This is a genomic window from Vibrio superstes, assembly GCF_003569005.1.
Classification (GTDB): Bacteria; Pseudomonadota; Gammaproteobacteria; order Enterobacterales; family Vibrionaceae; genus Vibrio; species Vibrio superstes.
In genome coordinates this window covers 2380174-2394354 of record NZ_BCUR01000004.1, presented here as the reverse complement: position 1 = coordinate 2394354, position 14181 = coordinate 2380174, and the positions used below count along the sequence as shown (strand labels likewise).

Here is a 14181-nt window from a genome sequence, read left to right as displayed (position 1 = left end):
TTAGAGACACTCAATGAGCAATCCCCTTGATAAGATTTCGTTAGACAACCCATGGCATCTATTAGCAACAGGTTTTGGTAGTGGGCTCTCACCGATCATCCCTGGCACTATGGGCACCTTGGCCTCTATTCCGCTCTACTTAGCCTTAGTGCAGTTGCCATTGGGGGCGTATGCGGTGGTTGTATTACTCAGCTGCATTATCGGCATCAAGATTTGTGATGTGACTTCCAAGGATATGGGCGTTCATGATCACGGCTCTATCGTATGGGATGAATTTGCAGGATTTTGGATTACCATGCTAGTGGTTCCACTATTGAGTATTCCGGCCAATGAGTGGCGCTGGCTCATCGCTGGCTTTGTATTATTCCGCTTCTTCGACATGGTAAAACCATGGCCAATTAGCTACCTAGACAAACATGTCCACGGTGGCTTCGGTATTATGATTGATGACATCCTAGCCGGTGTGATGGCTGGATTGTGCTTGGCGTTACTTGGCTGGGGTTTGGGCTGGGTTTAACGGTGGTTCTGTGGCCCTATGGCCCTGTGGGTATTTCCATAGGACCAAAGAGCCATAGCAACGCTCTACTTTTCTAGATACTCTTCAATCTGACGCTGAATGCCTTTAGCATCGAGCTCTAGCTCAGCGTGCATCTCTTCTTGTGTACCTTGAGCAATAAATCGGTCTGGAAGACCTAGGTTTAATACGGGTTTAGCGATTTTTTGCGACATTAGGTATTCCACAACACCGCTACCTGCACCGCCCGCAATGACGTTCTCTTCGATCGTCACCAATACATCGTGCTCTGCGGCCAATTGCTGTATTAACGCTTCGTCTAGAGGCTTAACAAAGCGCATATCGGCCACTGTGGTGTCAAGTTGCTCTGCAGCTTGCTGTGCATTGTCAAGGAAGGTACCAAAGCTCAAGATAGCAACCTTGCTACCCTTGCGAACCACTCGGCCTTTACCAATCTCAAGGGCAGTAAATGATTGCTGAATTTCAGCGCCAATGCCACTGCCTCTTGGGTAGCGAACCGCGGCCGGCCCCTGATGTTGATGGCCGGTGTAAAGCATCTGACGACACTCGTCTTCATCGCTTGGTGCCATAATCATCATGTTAGGGATGCAACGCATAAAGCTGAGATCAAAGGCACCCTGATGGGTTTGACCATCCGCGCCGACAAGTCCTGCACGGTCAATAGCGAACAACACGGGCAGATTCATGATGGCGACATCATGTATAAGCTGATCGTAGCCACGCTGTAAGAAGGTGGAGTAGATCGCCACAATAGGCTTGTTACCTGAGATAGCTAAACCGGTCGCTAAAGTCACAGCGTGCTGTTCAGCTATTGCCACATCAAAATACTGCTTTGGAAACTCTTTGGAGAAGCGCACCATGCCAGAGCCTTCACGCATAGCTGGCGTGATTGCCATCAGCTTAGGGTCTTGCGCTGCCATATCACAAAGGAAGTCGCCAAAGACTTTAGAGAAGGTTGGCTTGCCACCCTTGCTCTTTGGTAATGAGCTTGTCGCCGGGTCAAACTTAGGAACGCCATGATAGCCAATAGGGTCTTTCTCAGCAGGCTCATAGCCCTTGCCCTTCTTGGTCATGATGTGCAGGAACTGCGGCCCTTTAAGGTGACGCATGTTCTTCAGTGTTTTAACGAGCTCGAGTACATCGTGTCCATCAACAGGGCCTATGTAGTTGAACCCTAGCTCTTCAAACATGGTGCCAGGAACAACCATACCTTTCAGGTGTTCTTCAGTACGACGAACTAACTCTTTAATCGGTGGTACGCCGGATAAGACTTTCTTACCGCCCTCGCGAATAGAGGTATACAGACTGCCTGATAACACTTGAGCAAGGTGGTTGTTCAGTGCCCCCACGTTCTCAGAGATAGACATCTCGTTATCGTTGAGTACTACAAGCATGTCTGGGTGAATGTCACCTGCATGATTCATCGCCTCAAACGCCATGCCTGCAGTGATAGCGCCATCACCGATAACGCTAACAACCTTACGATTCTTGCCTTCTTTTTCCGCACCAATGGCGATACCAAGAGCAGCGCTGATAGAAGTGGAAGAGTGTCCTACCGAAAGTACGTCATATTCGCTCTCACCTCGCCAAGGGAAAGGATGCAAACCGTCTTTTTGACGAATGGTTGGCATTTGCTCACGACGACCGGTTAAGATTTTATGTGGATAAGCCTGATGTCCCACGTCCCACAAAAGTTGATCATAAGGGGTTTGATAGACGTAGTGCAGGGCAACGGTAAGCTCGACCGTACCCAAACCTGAAGCTAAGTGGCCACTGGATTGACTTACGCTGTTGAGAAGGTAAGTACGCAGTTCATCACAAAGTGTTGGAAGCGTCTCTTTAGGAAGAGAGCGCAACTCATCAGGCGTGTTGGCCAATGCCAATGTTGGGTATTTCGAGATATCAAGTGTCATATGTATTCGCGCTGATAAGTGAGTAATTAGTTCTTTCTTTCGACCACATAGCGAGCAAACTGCTCTAGGAGGTCAGTGTTGTAAGGAATGCCTTCCAGCTCTAGCAAGGCTTTTTCTAACAACTGTGTGGCTTTTGCCTGCGCTCCCTCAAGTCCGAGAAGCGAAGGGTAGGTCGATTTGTTTAACGCTAGGTCGGAGCCCTGAGGCTTGCCTAACGTTTGTGTATCGCTAGTGATGTCTAAAATGTCATCCTGAACTTGAAAAGCCAGACCTATCGTTTCTGCAAAGGCATTAAGACGAGGCAATTGCTCAATACCTTGCTCACCGGCGGCTAATGCACCCAACTGAATGGCCGATTTTATCAGCGCGCCTGTTTTATTGCGATGAATCAGTTTTAGCTCGTTTAGAGAGACTTGACGATTTTCTGCCTCTAAATCTAGGGATTGCCCAAGGCACATCCCAGATGCTCCAGAGGCACTTGCCAAGCTTTGTACCATCTTTATACGGTAGCTTTCCGCTTGAGGGGCAAGTTTGCCCTCAGCCAAGATGCTAAAGGCTAAAGTCTGCAAAGCATCACCGGCTAAAATAGCGGTCGCTTCATCAAACTCAATATGGCATGTCGCTTTACCACGACGTAATTCATCGTCGTCCATAGCAGGCAGGTCATCATGAATTAGAGAATAAGCATGAATGCATTCGATGGCCGAAGCCGGCGTATCTAAAGAGTCATCGCTTAAACCAAACACTGAACCAGTCGCGTAAACAAGAAAAGGCCGAGCACGCTTACCACCCAATAATAGCCCATAGCGCATTGCCTGAATCAGGTTATTGTCTTGAGAGTGTAAAGAGTCTAACCAGGTCTCTAGTTGTTGGTTATTGCGCTTCTGGTAGCTTTCAAGTTGCTGTTTAAAATGGGTCATTGCCAGATTCAAATTTGAAATCTTGAGGAGTCGCTTCAACCTGATTTTCCATCAAGATTGAAACACGTTGTTCTGCTTGGTCTAACTTGGATTGACCAGCGCGAGCCAGTGCAATACCACGTTCGAAATTCTTTAATGCAGAATCGAGTTCGAGATCACCTTGTTCAAGCTGATTGACTATGCTGTCGAGCTCTTTGAGAGACTCTTCAAAACTCATATTCTCTGGTTTTTTGGTCGCCATGTTCATTCTTTTCTACGCTGGGATCTGGGAAAGGTAACTCAGGCAGGAGTTATGGTCAATTTTAGCAGTTAAAAATCCTGCGATATCACTAACTTTAGTTCATTTTCTGATAGTTAAATGAACAGACAAGTGAGTTGTTTTATTTTTACTCTGCCTTAAATAGGTATATAATTCGTCGCCCTCAATTATCCCTGCATTTCCAATCAGCAGAATAATTTAGGCTAGACTCAAGTCATCGACTAATCAGAAGTGAAGTTACCTATGAAGTTTATTGTAAAACCACATCCAGAAATTTTTGTAAAAAGCGAATCAGTGAGAAAACGCTTCATACGTATTCTGGAGTGCAATCTCAGGATTATCATCCAGCGTCGCACAGAATCAGTGGCAGTATTCAATCGTAGGGATCATATTGAGGTTTCTTCTGATAGTCATCAATACTACCAAGAAGTGCTGGAAATTCTGACGCAAACTCCGGGTATTCATCACTCGTTAGAGGTCAAGCAAACAGAGTTCACTGATATGCATGACATCTTCGAGCAAGTGCTTGAGTTGAGCCGTGATCGTATCGAAGGCAAGAGCTTCGCCCTACGTGCTAAGCGCCGCGGTAAACACGACTTCTCCTCCATTGAGCTAGAACGTTATGTAGGCGGTGGTTTGAATCAAGCGGTTGAGAGCGCCAAGGTTAAGCTTACTCGTCCAGATGTTACGGTTAACATTGAAGTGACGGGTGAAAAACTAAACCAAGTGTTGGCTCGCCATAAAGGTTTGGGTGGCTTCCCTCTTGGTACGCAAGAGGATGTATTGAGCCTGATTTCTGGTGGTTTCGATTCTGGTGTGTCTAGTTATTTGCATATTAAGCGTGGTTCAAAAACCCATTACTGTTTCTTTAACCTGGGTGGACCTGCGCATGAGATTGGCGTTAAGCAAGTCGCGCACTACCTTTGGAAGAAGTACGGCTCTTCTGCGAAGGTGAAGTTTATCTCTGTAGACTTTGAACCTGTGGTTGCTGAGATCTTAGAGAACGTTGAAGACGGCCAAATGGGCGTAGTGCTTAAGCGTATGTTTATGCGTGCTGGTGGCATGATTGCCGATCGCTTTAAGATTGAAGCTCTGGTTACGGGTGAAGCACTAGGTCAGGTATCTAGCCAGACTCTAACCAATCTACGTCATATCGACGGCGTAACCGATACGCTAATCCTTCGCCCGCTGATTAACTGGGACAAAGAAGACATCATCGACTTGTCTCGTATTATTGGCACTGAAGACTTTGCCAAGGTAATGCCTGAGTATTGTGGCGTTATTTCACGCAAACCTACGGTTAAAGCCGTTAAAGGTAAGCTTGAAGCTCAAGAGCAGAACTTTGATTTTTCTGTTTTAGAACGAGTAGTTAGCGAGAGTCGAGTTATGGATATTCGCGATATCGAAAAGGAAAGCCTAGAACAAGCGCCTGAAGTCGAGCAAGTAACAGCGGTTCAAGAGCACGCTATTGTGCTTGATATTCGTAGTCCAGAAGAAGAAGACGATAACCCTCTTGAGATCGACGGTGTGGAGGTTGAGCATCTTCCATTCTACAAACTGGCGACTAAGTTTGGTGATCTTGACCAGTCTAAAACGTACCTACTGTACTGTGACCGTGGTGTAATGAGTCGCTTGCAGGCGTTGTACTTGCAGGAGCAAGGCTTTAGTAATATTAAAGTGTATCGCCCTTAGTCATCACATAAGCTAATTTTAGCCGAGGTCAGTCACTCTGATCTCGGCTTTATTTTTTATTTCAGGCATAAAAAAACACCGCTCAATGGAGCGGTGCGAAAATGACAGACAAGTTCATTAAATTGGAAGTATGCTTCGGTTAAAACCAAGCAGTGGTAGAAACTACCGTGCTCAAAATGAGCTCACAAACACAACATCGCAAGTAGGGATCCATGCCAAAGGCATGCCGTTTAGACCCCTGTCGCGTGGGACGCAATATAGATTTTCTCTGGCTGTTGAACAACGGACAATTTATAATGTTTCAGATAAAAAAAACTAATGCTAGATAAGAGCGAATGGCAAGAAGATTACCCCCACTAAAATCACTGAAGGTTTTTGAAGCAGCTGCACGTCATCTGAGCTTTACACGGGCAGCTGAAGAGCTGTTTGTTACTCAAGCTGCTGTCAGCCATCAAGTGAAAGCGCTTGAAGAATATTTAGGCTTAAAGTTATTTAGGAGACGCAACCGCTCCTTGCTGTTGACTGAAGAAGGGCAGAGCTATTTCCTTGATATTAAGGATATCTTTACTTCCCTGTCAGAGGCCACCGATAAGGTGCTAGAGCGCAGTGAAAAAGGCTCTTTGACCATCAGTCTACAGCCTAGCTTTGCTATCCAATGGCTTGTTCCTAGGCTTGCTGATTTTAATGAGCAAGAGCCCGATATTGACGTTCGTATCAAAGCGGTCGATATGGACGATGGCTCATTAACCGATGACGTTGATGTGGCCATTTACTATGGACGCGGAAATTGGCACGGATTACGTGCTGACAAATTGTATCAAGAGTATTTGATCCCTCTTTGTGCACCACGTTTGTTAGACGGTGTGAAACCGCTAGGTTCATTAAGTGACCTGTCGAAACACACTTTGTTACATGATACTTCGCGTAAGGACTGGAAGCAGTTTGCTCGTCAGCATCATCTAGAAGGGATCAATGTAAATCACGGTCCAATCTTTAGTCACTCAACCATGGTGTTGCAGGCGGCGGTTCACGGACAAGGTATTGCGTTAGGCAATAACGTGTTGGCTCAACCCGAGATTGAGGCAGGTAGATTAATCAGTCCTTTTGATGAAGTACTGGTGAGTAAGAATGCCTTTTATGTGGTGTGTCATGAGAAACAAGCAGACGTTGGACGAATTGCTACATTTAGAGACTGGATGCTGAGTATAGCGGCGAGCGAAGGTGTGCCTTCTATTAGCCAAGATGAGAATATTTTAGACGCGATAGCGTCGAGCGTTGAAGCTTCTTAACGCATTGAAACGAGGTTTAACTTGAAACAGGTTATTTTATATTGCCGTGCAGGCTTTGAGAAAGATTGTGCTGGCGAGATTCAAGACAAGGCAAACAACCTTGAGGTGTTTGGTTTCCCCCGCGTTAAGCGCAACAGTGGCTATGTTCTGTTTGAATGTTACACCGAAGGGGATGCGGAACGCTTGGTGCGTGAGATTGACTTCAAAACGCTTATTTTTGCTCGCCAAATGTTTGCTGTTGCAGCGAGTTTGGAAGAACTGCCAGAATCAGATCGCATTTCGCCTATCTTAGATGCGTTAGCAGAGCAAGAGGGCGTTCCAACTTGCGGTGACCTACGAGTAGAGACCCCCGATACCAATGAAGCAAAAGAGCTATTGAAGTTCTGCCGCAAGTTTACCGTGCCATTAAGGCAAGCAATGCGTGGCAAAGGGTTGTTGTACAAGAAAGACAACCTGAAAAAGCCTGTAATGCACCTGTGCTTTGTTGAACCAGGTAAGTGTTATGTTGGGTACTCTTATGCCAACAATAACTCACAGTTCTTTATGGGCATTCCTCGCTTGAAGTTCCCTTCAGATGCTCCAAGTCGTTCGACGCTTAAGCTCGAAGAGGCATTTCATGTCTTTATCCCAAAGAGTGAGTGGGAAGAAAGATTAGCATCAGGTATGTGGGCTGTGGATCTGGGCGCTTGTCCCGGCGGTTGGACATATCAGTTGGTGAAGCGCTCTATGTTCGTTCACGCTATTGATAACGGTATGATGGCACAAAGCCTAATGGATACAGGGCAAGTGAAGCACCAACAAGTGGATGGCTTTAAGTTTGAACCACCGCGTAAGAATGTCACTTGGCTAGTGTGCGACATGATTGAGAAGCCATCGCGTGTTGCTCAATTAATGGGTGAGTGGATCATCAAAGGCTGGTGTAAAGAGGCGATTTTTAACCTCAAGTTGCCTATGAAGGGTCGCTACGATGAGGTGCTTGGTGATATCGAGAACTTGAAGATCTTTTTGAAAGAAAATGGTATCAAGTTTACCTTGCAAGCAAAGCACCTTTACCATGACCGTGAAGAGATTACGGTACATGTACAGTCGCATACTAACCTAGGTTGGTAATCGGCTTTAACTAGATGTGAGCGGTCATCCTGACGACGTTAGGGTGACCGTTTTTTTATGGTTTAACCCAGCGTAAATCCTGAAGATTAAACCCAAGTTCTAAATCGGTCTTTAAAGAGGCCAGTTCCCGGCACAGAAGGGCGTGTTCTTCATTTCCTGCAATCTTCTTTTTGTACTTTTCAGCCAAGCCTTCATCGGCAAAGGCTTGCTCAAGGTTTTCATTGGCTGCCAATATCTCACGAGCTGCTTTAGGCCCAATGCCCGGAATGCCACTTAAGCCTGTACCACTGATGCCCGTGAGCCCCCAGTAATCACTCAATTGAGAGACCTTTACCGCAAACTCTTTCTCGACAAAGGCCTGATCTAGCCAGCGATGCTGGAAGTAATCCCTGATGCGTAAGGAAGGAGAAAGTAGCTGGCAGTAGCCTTTATCTGTGGAAATGATAGTGACTTGGTGCTGCTGGCTTGCCAGTTTTACCGCGAGTGTGGCCACGAGATCATCCGCTTCATCCCCATCAGATAGCAGTGAATCAATGCCGAGTTGCCACCAAGCTTGCTGAATCGTATCTAAACCTAAGGCAAGAGCCTCTGGCATAGGCTTACGGTTTTGTTTGTACTCAGGGAAACGCTCTTCTCGCCATCCACGCACTTGCTGGTGGTGATCGAATACGGCAATGATATGGCTAGGTTCGGTTTCACTGAGAATGCGTTTTAGGGTGCGAGTAGTGGTGTCTATAGTGCGCTGGATATCAGTTTCGTCAGGCTGCGCTGAATGTACGCGACGAATGAGGTTTAAAGCATCAATGATAACCAGGTGTATAGACATAACAACAAACTAAAAAGGGGCCGTAGCCCCATTGTAACTAAAATTAGATCAAGAGTTTAATCTTAATATTAGGGGCTGTTGACCTTTTGCAATTAAATACCCTCAAAGGTCACAGACCCTAGTCTGACGTCTGTACTTTATAGCAAGGGGTATATGCCGAACCTGGGAGTTTCATCCGTTGCTGTTTAACGAAATCTCCCAATAGGATGTCCATCTTCTTCATCAGCTCTTTGTCACCGTCAATGATGAATGGTCCTCTCTTTTCGATTTCTTCAATGCCCTCAGCCTTAACATTGCCTGCTACTACGCCAGAGAAGGCTCTGCGTAGGTTCGCCGCGAGAATTTCAGGAGGCTGGTCCATGTGCAGATCTAGGTTGTGCATATTTTCATGGGTAGGGTCAAAGGGCATCTGGAATTCAGGCTCAATATGCAGTGACCAGTTGTAGCTGTAGGCATCTTCATTTTCTTTGCGCTTTTGCCTGACTGCAGGCATAGCTTCTTTGACAATGCGAGCCGCTTTTGCCGGATCGTCGATGACTATTTGATAATACTTCTGCGCTTGTTCACCAAGGGTATCGCGAATGAAGTTATCGATGGAGCGGAAGTAGGCTTCACTTTCTTTTGGCCCAGTTAAAACAATAGGCAGTGGCTGATCTTGGTTTTTCGGGTGCATCATAATACCCAGTACATACAGCAGCTCTTCTGCCGTACCCGGGCCTCCAGGGAATATCACAATGCCATGAGCGATACGAACAAAGGCCTCAAGTCGTTTTTCGATATCGGGCATGATGATCAGCTCATTCACGATGGGATTAGGCGGCTCTGCTGCAATGATAGAGGGTTCGGTTAGGCCAATGTAGCGTGACTGTTTATGTCGCTGTTTTGCGTGACCGATAGCGGCGCCCTTCATTGGCCCCTCCATTGCACCCGGTCCACAGCCGGTACAGATATTCAGTTCGCGAAGTCCCAGTTCATGCCCCACAAGGCGGGTGTATTGATACTCTGTCTCGTTGATAGAATGGCCACCCCAGCACACAACAAGATTCGGCTCGATGCCTGGAATCAATACTTTGGCGTTACGTAGGATGCCAAAAACTAGGTTGGTCACATGTACCGAGTTGTCGAGTTGCAATCGCTTGTTTTGTTCCATAGACATGTGCACAAACACGATATCGCGCAGCACGGCGAACAGGTGCTCTTGGATGCCCTTGATGATAGTGCCGTCGACAAAGGCATGCTCTGGTGCATTGCTAAGCTCTAGCTTGATTCCTCGTTCTCGTCTAAGCACGTTTACGTCGAACGATTTATATTGCTCTAGCAGTTTTTTACTGTCGTCGGTGTGACTGCCTGAGTTGAGCACCGCAAGAGTGCAGTTTCTATAGAGGTTATAGATATCACTTGAGGCGGTCTTTTTGAGACGTTCAACTTCAAGTTGAGAGAGAAGATCCATGCTACCCGCAGGATTGATTGTCGTAATCATAACTGCTCCTTATTAGACTAAGCTCAGAGAAATGAGAGGAGCTTAGCGGTGGGCTGTTGAATAATACCAATCGTACTAAATAACTGGTCATCCTAGCTTGTTAAAATACTCGATGACTGCGTTAGAATTTTTGATTGTAGAATAACTACTTATCGAAAAATTCTGCCTTGTCCTCGAGGCTTTTTCCTACGCTATCTCTGATCACTTACTTAGTGTGATTGGTATAAGCCCACAATTTATACGCAGTGAAACGGACATTGATGTAATGAGCCGTATGTTCAGTCTAACCTTAACAGTAGATGCCAGACTAACAATTGCAATAAAAATTCGACTAAAATTAGTAGCTTAAAAAGGTTGTTAGGTTAAATTCTGAGCGTCTGCATGTTTGGGTAGCTGCTCTAGAGCTTGAGTTAAACTCTCTTCAAGGCATGAAGAATGGACTTTGATTAAGCCGTTTCGAATAGCATTTAAGATAGAACGGCGCATATCATCTTGAGCAAAGCACGCTGCGGGTGCCAGTGGAATAGCCGTGAAGGACACCCACTGACTTTCCTGTTCAAGTTGCACCACAGAGTCGCAAATATCAGCAGCTAACAATAGAAGATCAATGAGGTCTTCATCGTTAATAGCCGTATAGGCCCGCGGTAAGAATGGGTAATCGGCAATGCTCACACCGAACATGCGATCGACCTCATATTGGGTTTCAAAGCTATCAATGACCTCCTTGAATCGATCAAATAGAAGCTCAGGTTGATGCAATTTCTCTGGGTTCGGCTCGATATACAAGAATGAACTGTCTGATAAATGATAAAGACGAGTCCCCTCTTTAAGGTGATTTCTGATGTGATCACCAAAGGCTTTCTCTGTGGCTCGCCCAGCTTTATAGCCATGCTTTGCATAGATATCGAAGATCATTGGCACGTTAATCAAGGCAAACTTCAAGCGATCATTTAACGGCTCATCAATGAGTTGCCCAAATCGCCATTGTTCATAACTGGTCACTGACTTGTTTAGAGAGGTAGGAAGCTTTCTACTCAACATCCTCATATTTCTTAGACCGGAGCGAGGGTGTGTGTAGAGCTCCTGACTAAGCTCTGCGATGATTTTGTGCTTGCGCCCTAGACGGCGTGCATTCAGTACAACCAAGAAGAATAGGATGGTCGTAGTAACTCCTAACACTAAGGTTAGAGTTTTGGACTTGTCGTAATCAATACTCAGGTCACTCAGTTCGTCTACTTGATCCTTATAGTGTAAGGACTGCTCAATAGAAGAGACTTGATTGAGGAAGGTTCGGCTTATCAGTTCATCCTTTTGCTGAAGATTGATCGCAGTAAGCCTGTTGTACTCTTCAAGATAAGTCAGCGAATCCTTGTCTTTATTGGCGGACTTAGTCACGCGATGCAGTAGCGATAAGGCCTCTAATTGAATGGACTGGTCACCCATCTTTTGCGCTTGTTCTAGGGCTTCTTTACCTAGTTTCTCCGCTTGTTTAGGCTGGTTCTGTAGGAAGTCTAGTTTTGCAGTTAGCAGTGTCGACTTCACTCTTTGTGCTTTGATGTCGGTATAGTCGAGCAACTCGGTTGCTCGGTTTAGATAGCGCTCAGCCAAAGTGAAATTGAACAAGTTTAAATAGGTTTCTGTGAGCTTTAGCCTCAAGTCGATAATGCTCTCCAGATCCTTCTCCGCCAGCTCTTGATCTAGTACGTTAAAGTAGTGAACCAGTGCCAGGTTGTAGCGACCTTGGATGAAGTAGACATCCGCGAGCTTACGCAAAACGGTCGAAAACAGAGGTGACTGGTCGTAGTTTCCGTAATAGCTTGCCGCTTGAGATAAGTGTTCTTGGGCTTTTGCGTAGATTTGACGCTCAAAATAGAGGTCTGCCAAAAGGTGATTGGCTCGAGCGATATATTGAGCATTGTCTTTACCTATGGCCACCCAGTAGCTTTCAATTAACTCTTTTAATGCTGAGTTTAATCGATGCACCTTCAGGTAGTGTTGACCCAGCTGAAGGCTTGCTTCGAGGCCTTGCTGGTAGCTAGGGAGTCCTTCGGCGTATTTTTTTGCACGTAGAAAGCTTTTTTCGGCTTTTTCGTTTTCACCAATATCTGAATAGACCTTGGCATGCACTAAGCTCAGCTCATACTCAAGTCTATTCTTGGTTAAGCCTTCAATATGCGACGACTGCATCTTCTCTTCGATTTCTGCAAGGGGAGCTTCTACCTTACGAAGGTCCTCAGTCATTCTCCATAATAAGCTAGTCTTTAGCACGCGAGACTCAATCTCTCGCACGATCAAATGATTGGCCACAGAGATTGAGATACTTTGCTCTAGACTAGACAGTGATGAACGGTAATTGCCAAGAATATAGTCGGCGATACCAATGGTTTGATACGCATGAATTTGATTGGTGGCCTTTGCAATCGGCGTCATTTTACGTTTAACGGCATTGGTCGAGAAATCTTCTTCGTTTCTCAGATTGCCTTGATTATTAAGGTAAACCTTAGCCTTATTCCTTGATTGTAAAGGCGTAACATGAACTAATCGTCTGGCGTCAATTAGGTCCTTTGTCAGGCTACTGGTGGCCTCACTCGCGGTCGTTGGCAGTGAAAAAACAATGACCAGCAAGGTAAGCAAGGGGAGGGTGGATAACCTGAACAAAGAACCCATCATTTATTGTCTCGCTAAACGCAAAGTGCTATCTGGAGCGCTAGACTCACTGTGCAAGCTGGTGCGATACGGATTGATATCCAGGCCACCACGGCGCGTGTAGCGGGCATAAACCGACAAAGACTTCGGCTGGCAGAAATGCATGATGTCCGTGAAAATTCGTTCCACACATTGTTCGTGAAATTCGTTGTGCTCTCTAAATGACACTAGATAGCGCAATAGAGCTTCTTGATTAATCTTCTTGCCGCTGTATCGAATCTCTACACTTCCCCAATCTGGTTGGTTGGTAATTAGGCAGTTAGATTTTAAAAGGTGGCTGTGTAATACCTCATCTACGGATTCTTCAGATAGGCTTCCCTTGAGGTAGTCAGTGCTGAACTCATACGCTGTAATTGAGATATCTTGCTCATCAATACAAGCGCCTTGCATGTCAACAATAGGCTGCTGGTTAAAGTCTTGAACTCGACTCAACGTCACCGAGACCTTTCCTCCTGCACAAGCGGATAAATCAACAACTAATTGCTCTTGAACCGCATCCCAATCATTAAATTTCGTTTGATTATAGCTGTTTAGATACAACTTAAAGGATTTGGATTCAATTAAATTTGGGGAGCTCGCAGGTATAGAGACCTCGCCAACTGCCACTTGTGGCAGTCCATTAGCATTGAGCCAAGACAACTCGTATAACGTCCAAATATCTTGCCCCTTAAACGGCAATGTATCACCAAGCTCTAGATCATCTCGGTTGAGGCTTCTTGGTACTGCCTGCAACAACTCGGGGTCATAGAGAGAAGCGTATTGCGTTTTTTGGCCAAGGGTTAGCCCGGCAAGCTCTTTTGCGTCTGAATATTTGCTCATTTTACACTGCGTTATAGAGTAGAATGTTAGGAATTTTACTGAATAGATACTTCGATGTCATCAACGGAACGCCTGTAGGGTTATTTATGTCCAAATCAATCGCCAATACACTTAACTCAATTCATCAACAATACCTGAAAACCTTTGAGCAAGAGTACGGCACACTACCGACCAGCTCAGAGCTGGTGGGCGTTGCTTCTCCCTGTATTCAAGATAGCAAATCAGGAGAGGTATTCTGGAAGCCTCTTCAACGCGATGAGCATGCCGACTTTACCAATGTAGAGCAGGGAATTGAGCTGTTGTTGCACTCTGATATTAAAGAGTTCTACGGCAGTCACTATAGCGCTGACTTGACCATGAGTTGGAAAGGTAAGCCTCTTACTCTGTTGCAAGTATGGAGCGATGAAGACTTTGTTCGCCTACAAGAAAATATTCTGGGCCACCTAGTCACACAGCGCCGTTTAAAGCTAAAGCCAACGGTATTTATCGCCGCCATTGATTCAGACCTCGATGTTATCTCTGTATGTAACATTAGCGGGAATGTGGTGCTGGAATCGCTAGGTACCGACAAGCGTGAAGTGCTTGCAGAAAATCTGCTGGAGTTCCTACAACAACTGGATGTAGAGGTCTAG

12 protein-coding genes are annotated in these 14181 nt (G+C 45.8%); 5 read left to right on the top strand and 7 right to left on the bottom strand.

The window, feature by feature from the left end; all coding sequences use genetic code 11:
• Nucleotides 1-13: 13 nt before the first annotated feature.
• Nucleotides 14-517: a phosphatidylglycerophosphatase A gene (gene pgpA / locus D5I41_RS18890; RefSeq protein WP_119011130.1), complete on the top strand. Its 504-nt coding sequence runs from the start codon at nucleotides 14-16 to the stop codon at nucleotides 515-517.
• A gap of 65 nt (nucleotides 518-582) precedes the next feature.
• Here the strand turns inward: pgpA and dxs are convergent, their stop codons facing one another.
• Genes dxs through xseB form a run of 3 tightly spaced genes read right to left on the bottom strand, consistent with a single transcriptional unit; the run spans nucleotide 583 to nucleotide 3609 of the window.
• Nucleotides 583-2448, bottom strand: coding sequence for a 1-deoxy-D-xylulose-5-phosphate synthase (gene dxs / locus D5I41_RS18885; RefSeq protein WP_119011129.1), 1866 nt, complete (start codon nucleotides 2446-2448; stop codon nucleotides 583-585).
• Nucleotides 2449-2474: 26 nt separating this feature from the next.
• Complete coding sequence (ispA, locus tag D5I41_RS18880; protein WP_119011128.1) at nucleotides 2475-3368, bottom strand: (2E,6E)-farnesyl diphosphate synthase; 894 nt, start codon at nucleotides 3366-3368, stop codon at nucleotides 2475-2477.
• Nucleotides 3355-3609, bottom strand: a complete 255-nt coding sequence (gene xseB, locus D5I41_RS18875; protein WP_119011127.1) for an exodeoxyribonuclease VII small subunit — start codon at nucleotides 3607-3609, stop codon at nucleotides 3355-3357. The genes ispA and xseB overlap by 14 nt, the downstream gene beginning before the upstream one ends.
• Before the next feature lie 261 nt (nucleotides 3610-3870).
• Here xseB and thiI point away from each other — a divergent pair, with 261 nt between their 5' ends.
• The 3 genes from thiI to rlmM all read left to right on the top strand — a co-directional run bounded on the left by thiI (nucleotide 3871) and on the right by rlmM (nucleotide 7718).
• Nucleotides 3871-5319: a tRNA uracil 4-sulfurtransferase ThiI gene (gene thiI, locus D5I41_RS18870; RefSeq protein ID WP_119011126.1), complete on the top strand. Its 1449-nt coding sequence runs from the start codon at nucleotides 3871-3873 to the stop codon at nucleotides 5317-5319.
• Nucleotides 5320-5654: 335 nt separating this feature from the next.
• The gene (locus D5I41_RS18865; RefSeq protein ID WP_017028255.1) at nucleotides 5655-6608 is read left to right on the top strand and encodes a transcriptional regulator GcvA; all 954 of its coding nucleotides are present in this window, start codon (nucleotides 5655-5657) and stop codon (nucleotides 6606-6608) included.
• 21 nt (nucleotides 6609-6629) lie between these two features.
• The gene (rlmM, locus tag D5I41_RS18860; protein ID WP_119011125.1) at nucleotides 6630-7718 is read left to right on the top strand and encodes a 23S rRNA (cytidine(2498)-2'-O)-methyltransferase RlmM; all 1089 of its coding nucleotides are present in this window, start codon (nucleotides 6630-6632) and stop codon (nucleotides 7716-7718) included.
• A gap of 55 nt (nucleotides 7719-7773) precedes the next feature.
• On the opposite strand, the gene xni is transcribed toward rlmM, so the two are convergent.
• The 4 genes from xni to queF form a co-directional block, all read right to left on the bottom strand.
• Nucleotides 7774-8544 carry a flap endonuclease Xni gene (gene xni, locus D5I41_RS18855; protein ID WP_119011124.1) on the bottom strand — a complete coding sequence of 257 codons (771 nt, stop codon included), beginning with the start codon at nucleotides 8542-8544 and terminating at the stop codon, nucleotides 7774-7776.
• A gap of 118 nt (nucleotides 8545-8662) precedes the next feature.
• A complete protein-coding gene (gene ppnN, locus D5I41_RS18850) occupies nucleotides 8663-10024 on the bottom strand; it encodes a nucleotide 5'-monophosphate nucleosidase PpnN (protein WP_119011123.1) in 1362 nt (453 codons plus the stop codon).
• Between the two features lie 357 nt (nucleotides 10025-10381).
• Nucleotides 10382-12694 carry a tetratricopeptide repeat protein gene (locus tag D5I41_RS18845; RefSeq protein ID WP_119011122.1) on the bottom strand — a complete coding sequence of 771 codons (2313 nt, stop codon included), beginning with the start codon at nucleotides 12692-12694 and terminating at the stop codon, nucleotides 10382-10384.
• Nucleotides 12695-13549 carry an NADPH-dependent 7-cyano-7-deazaguanine reductase QueF gene (queF, locus tag D5I41_RS18840; RefSeq protein WP_119011121.1) on the bottom strand — a complete coding sequence of 285 codons (855 nt, stop codon included), beginning with the start codon at nucleotides 13547-13549 and terminating at the stop codon, nucleotides 12695-12697. It lies immediately after the preceding gene.
• A gap of 86 nt (nucleotides 13550-13635) precedes the next feature.
• On the opposite strand from queF, the gene syd reads away from it, so the two are divergent.
• Nucleotides 13636-14181 (top strand): SecY-interacting protein, encoded by a 546-nt coding sequence (gene syd, locus D5I41_RS18835; RefSeq protein ID WP_119011550.1) that lies wholly within the window; start codon nucleotides 13636-13638, stop codon nucleotides 14179-14181.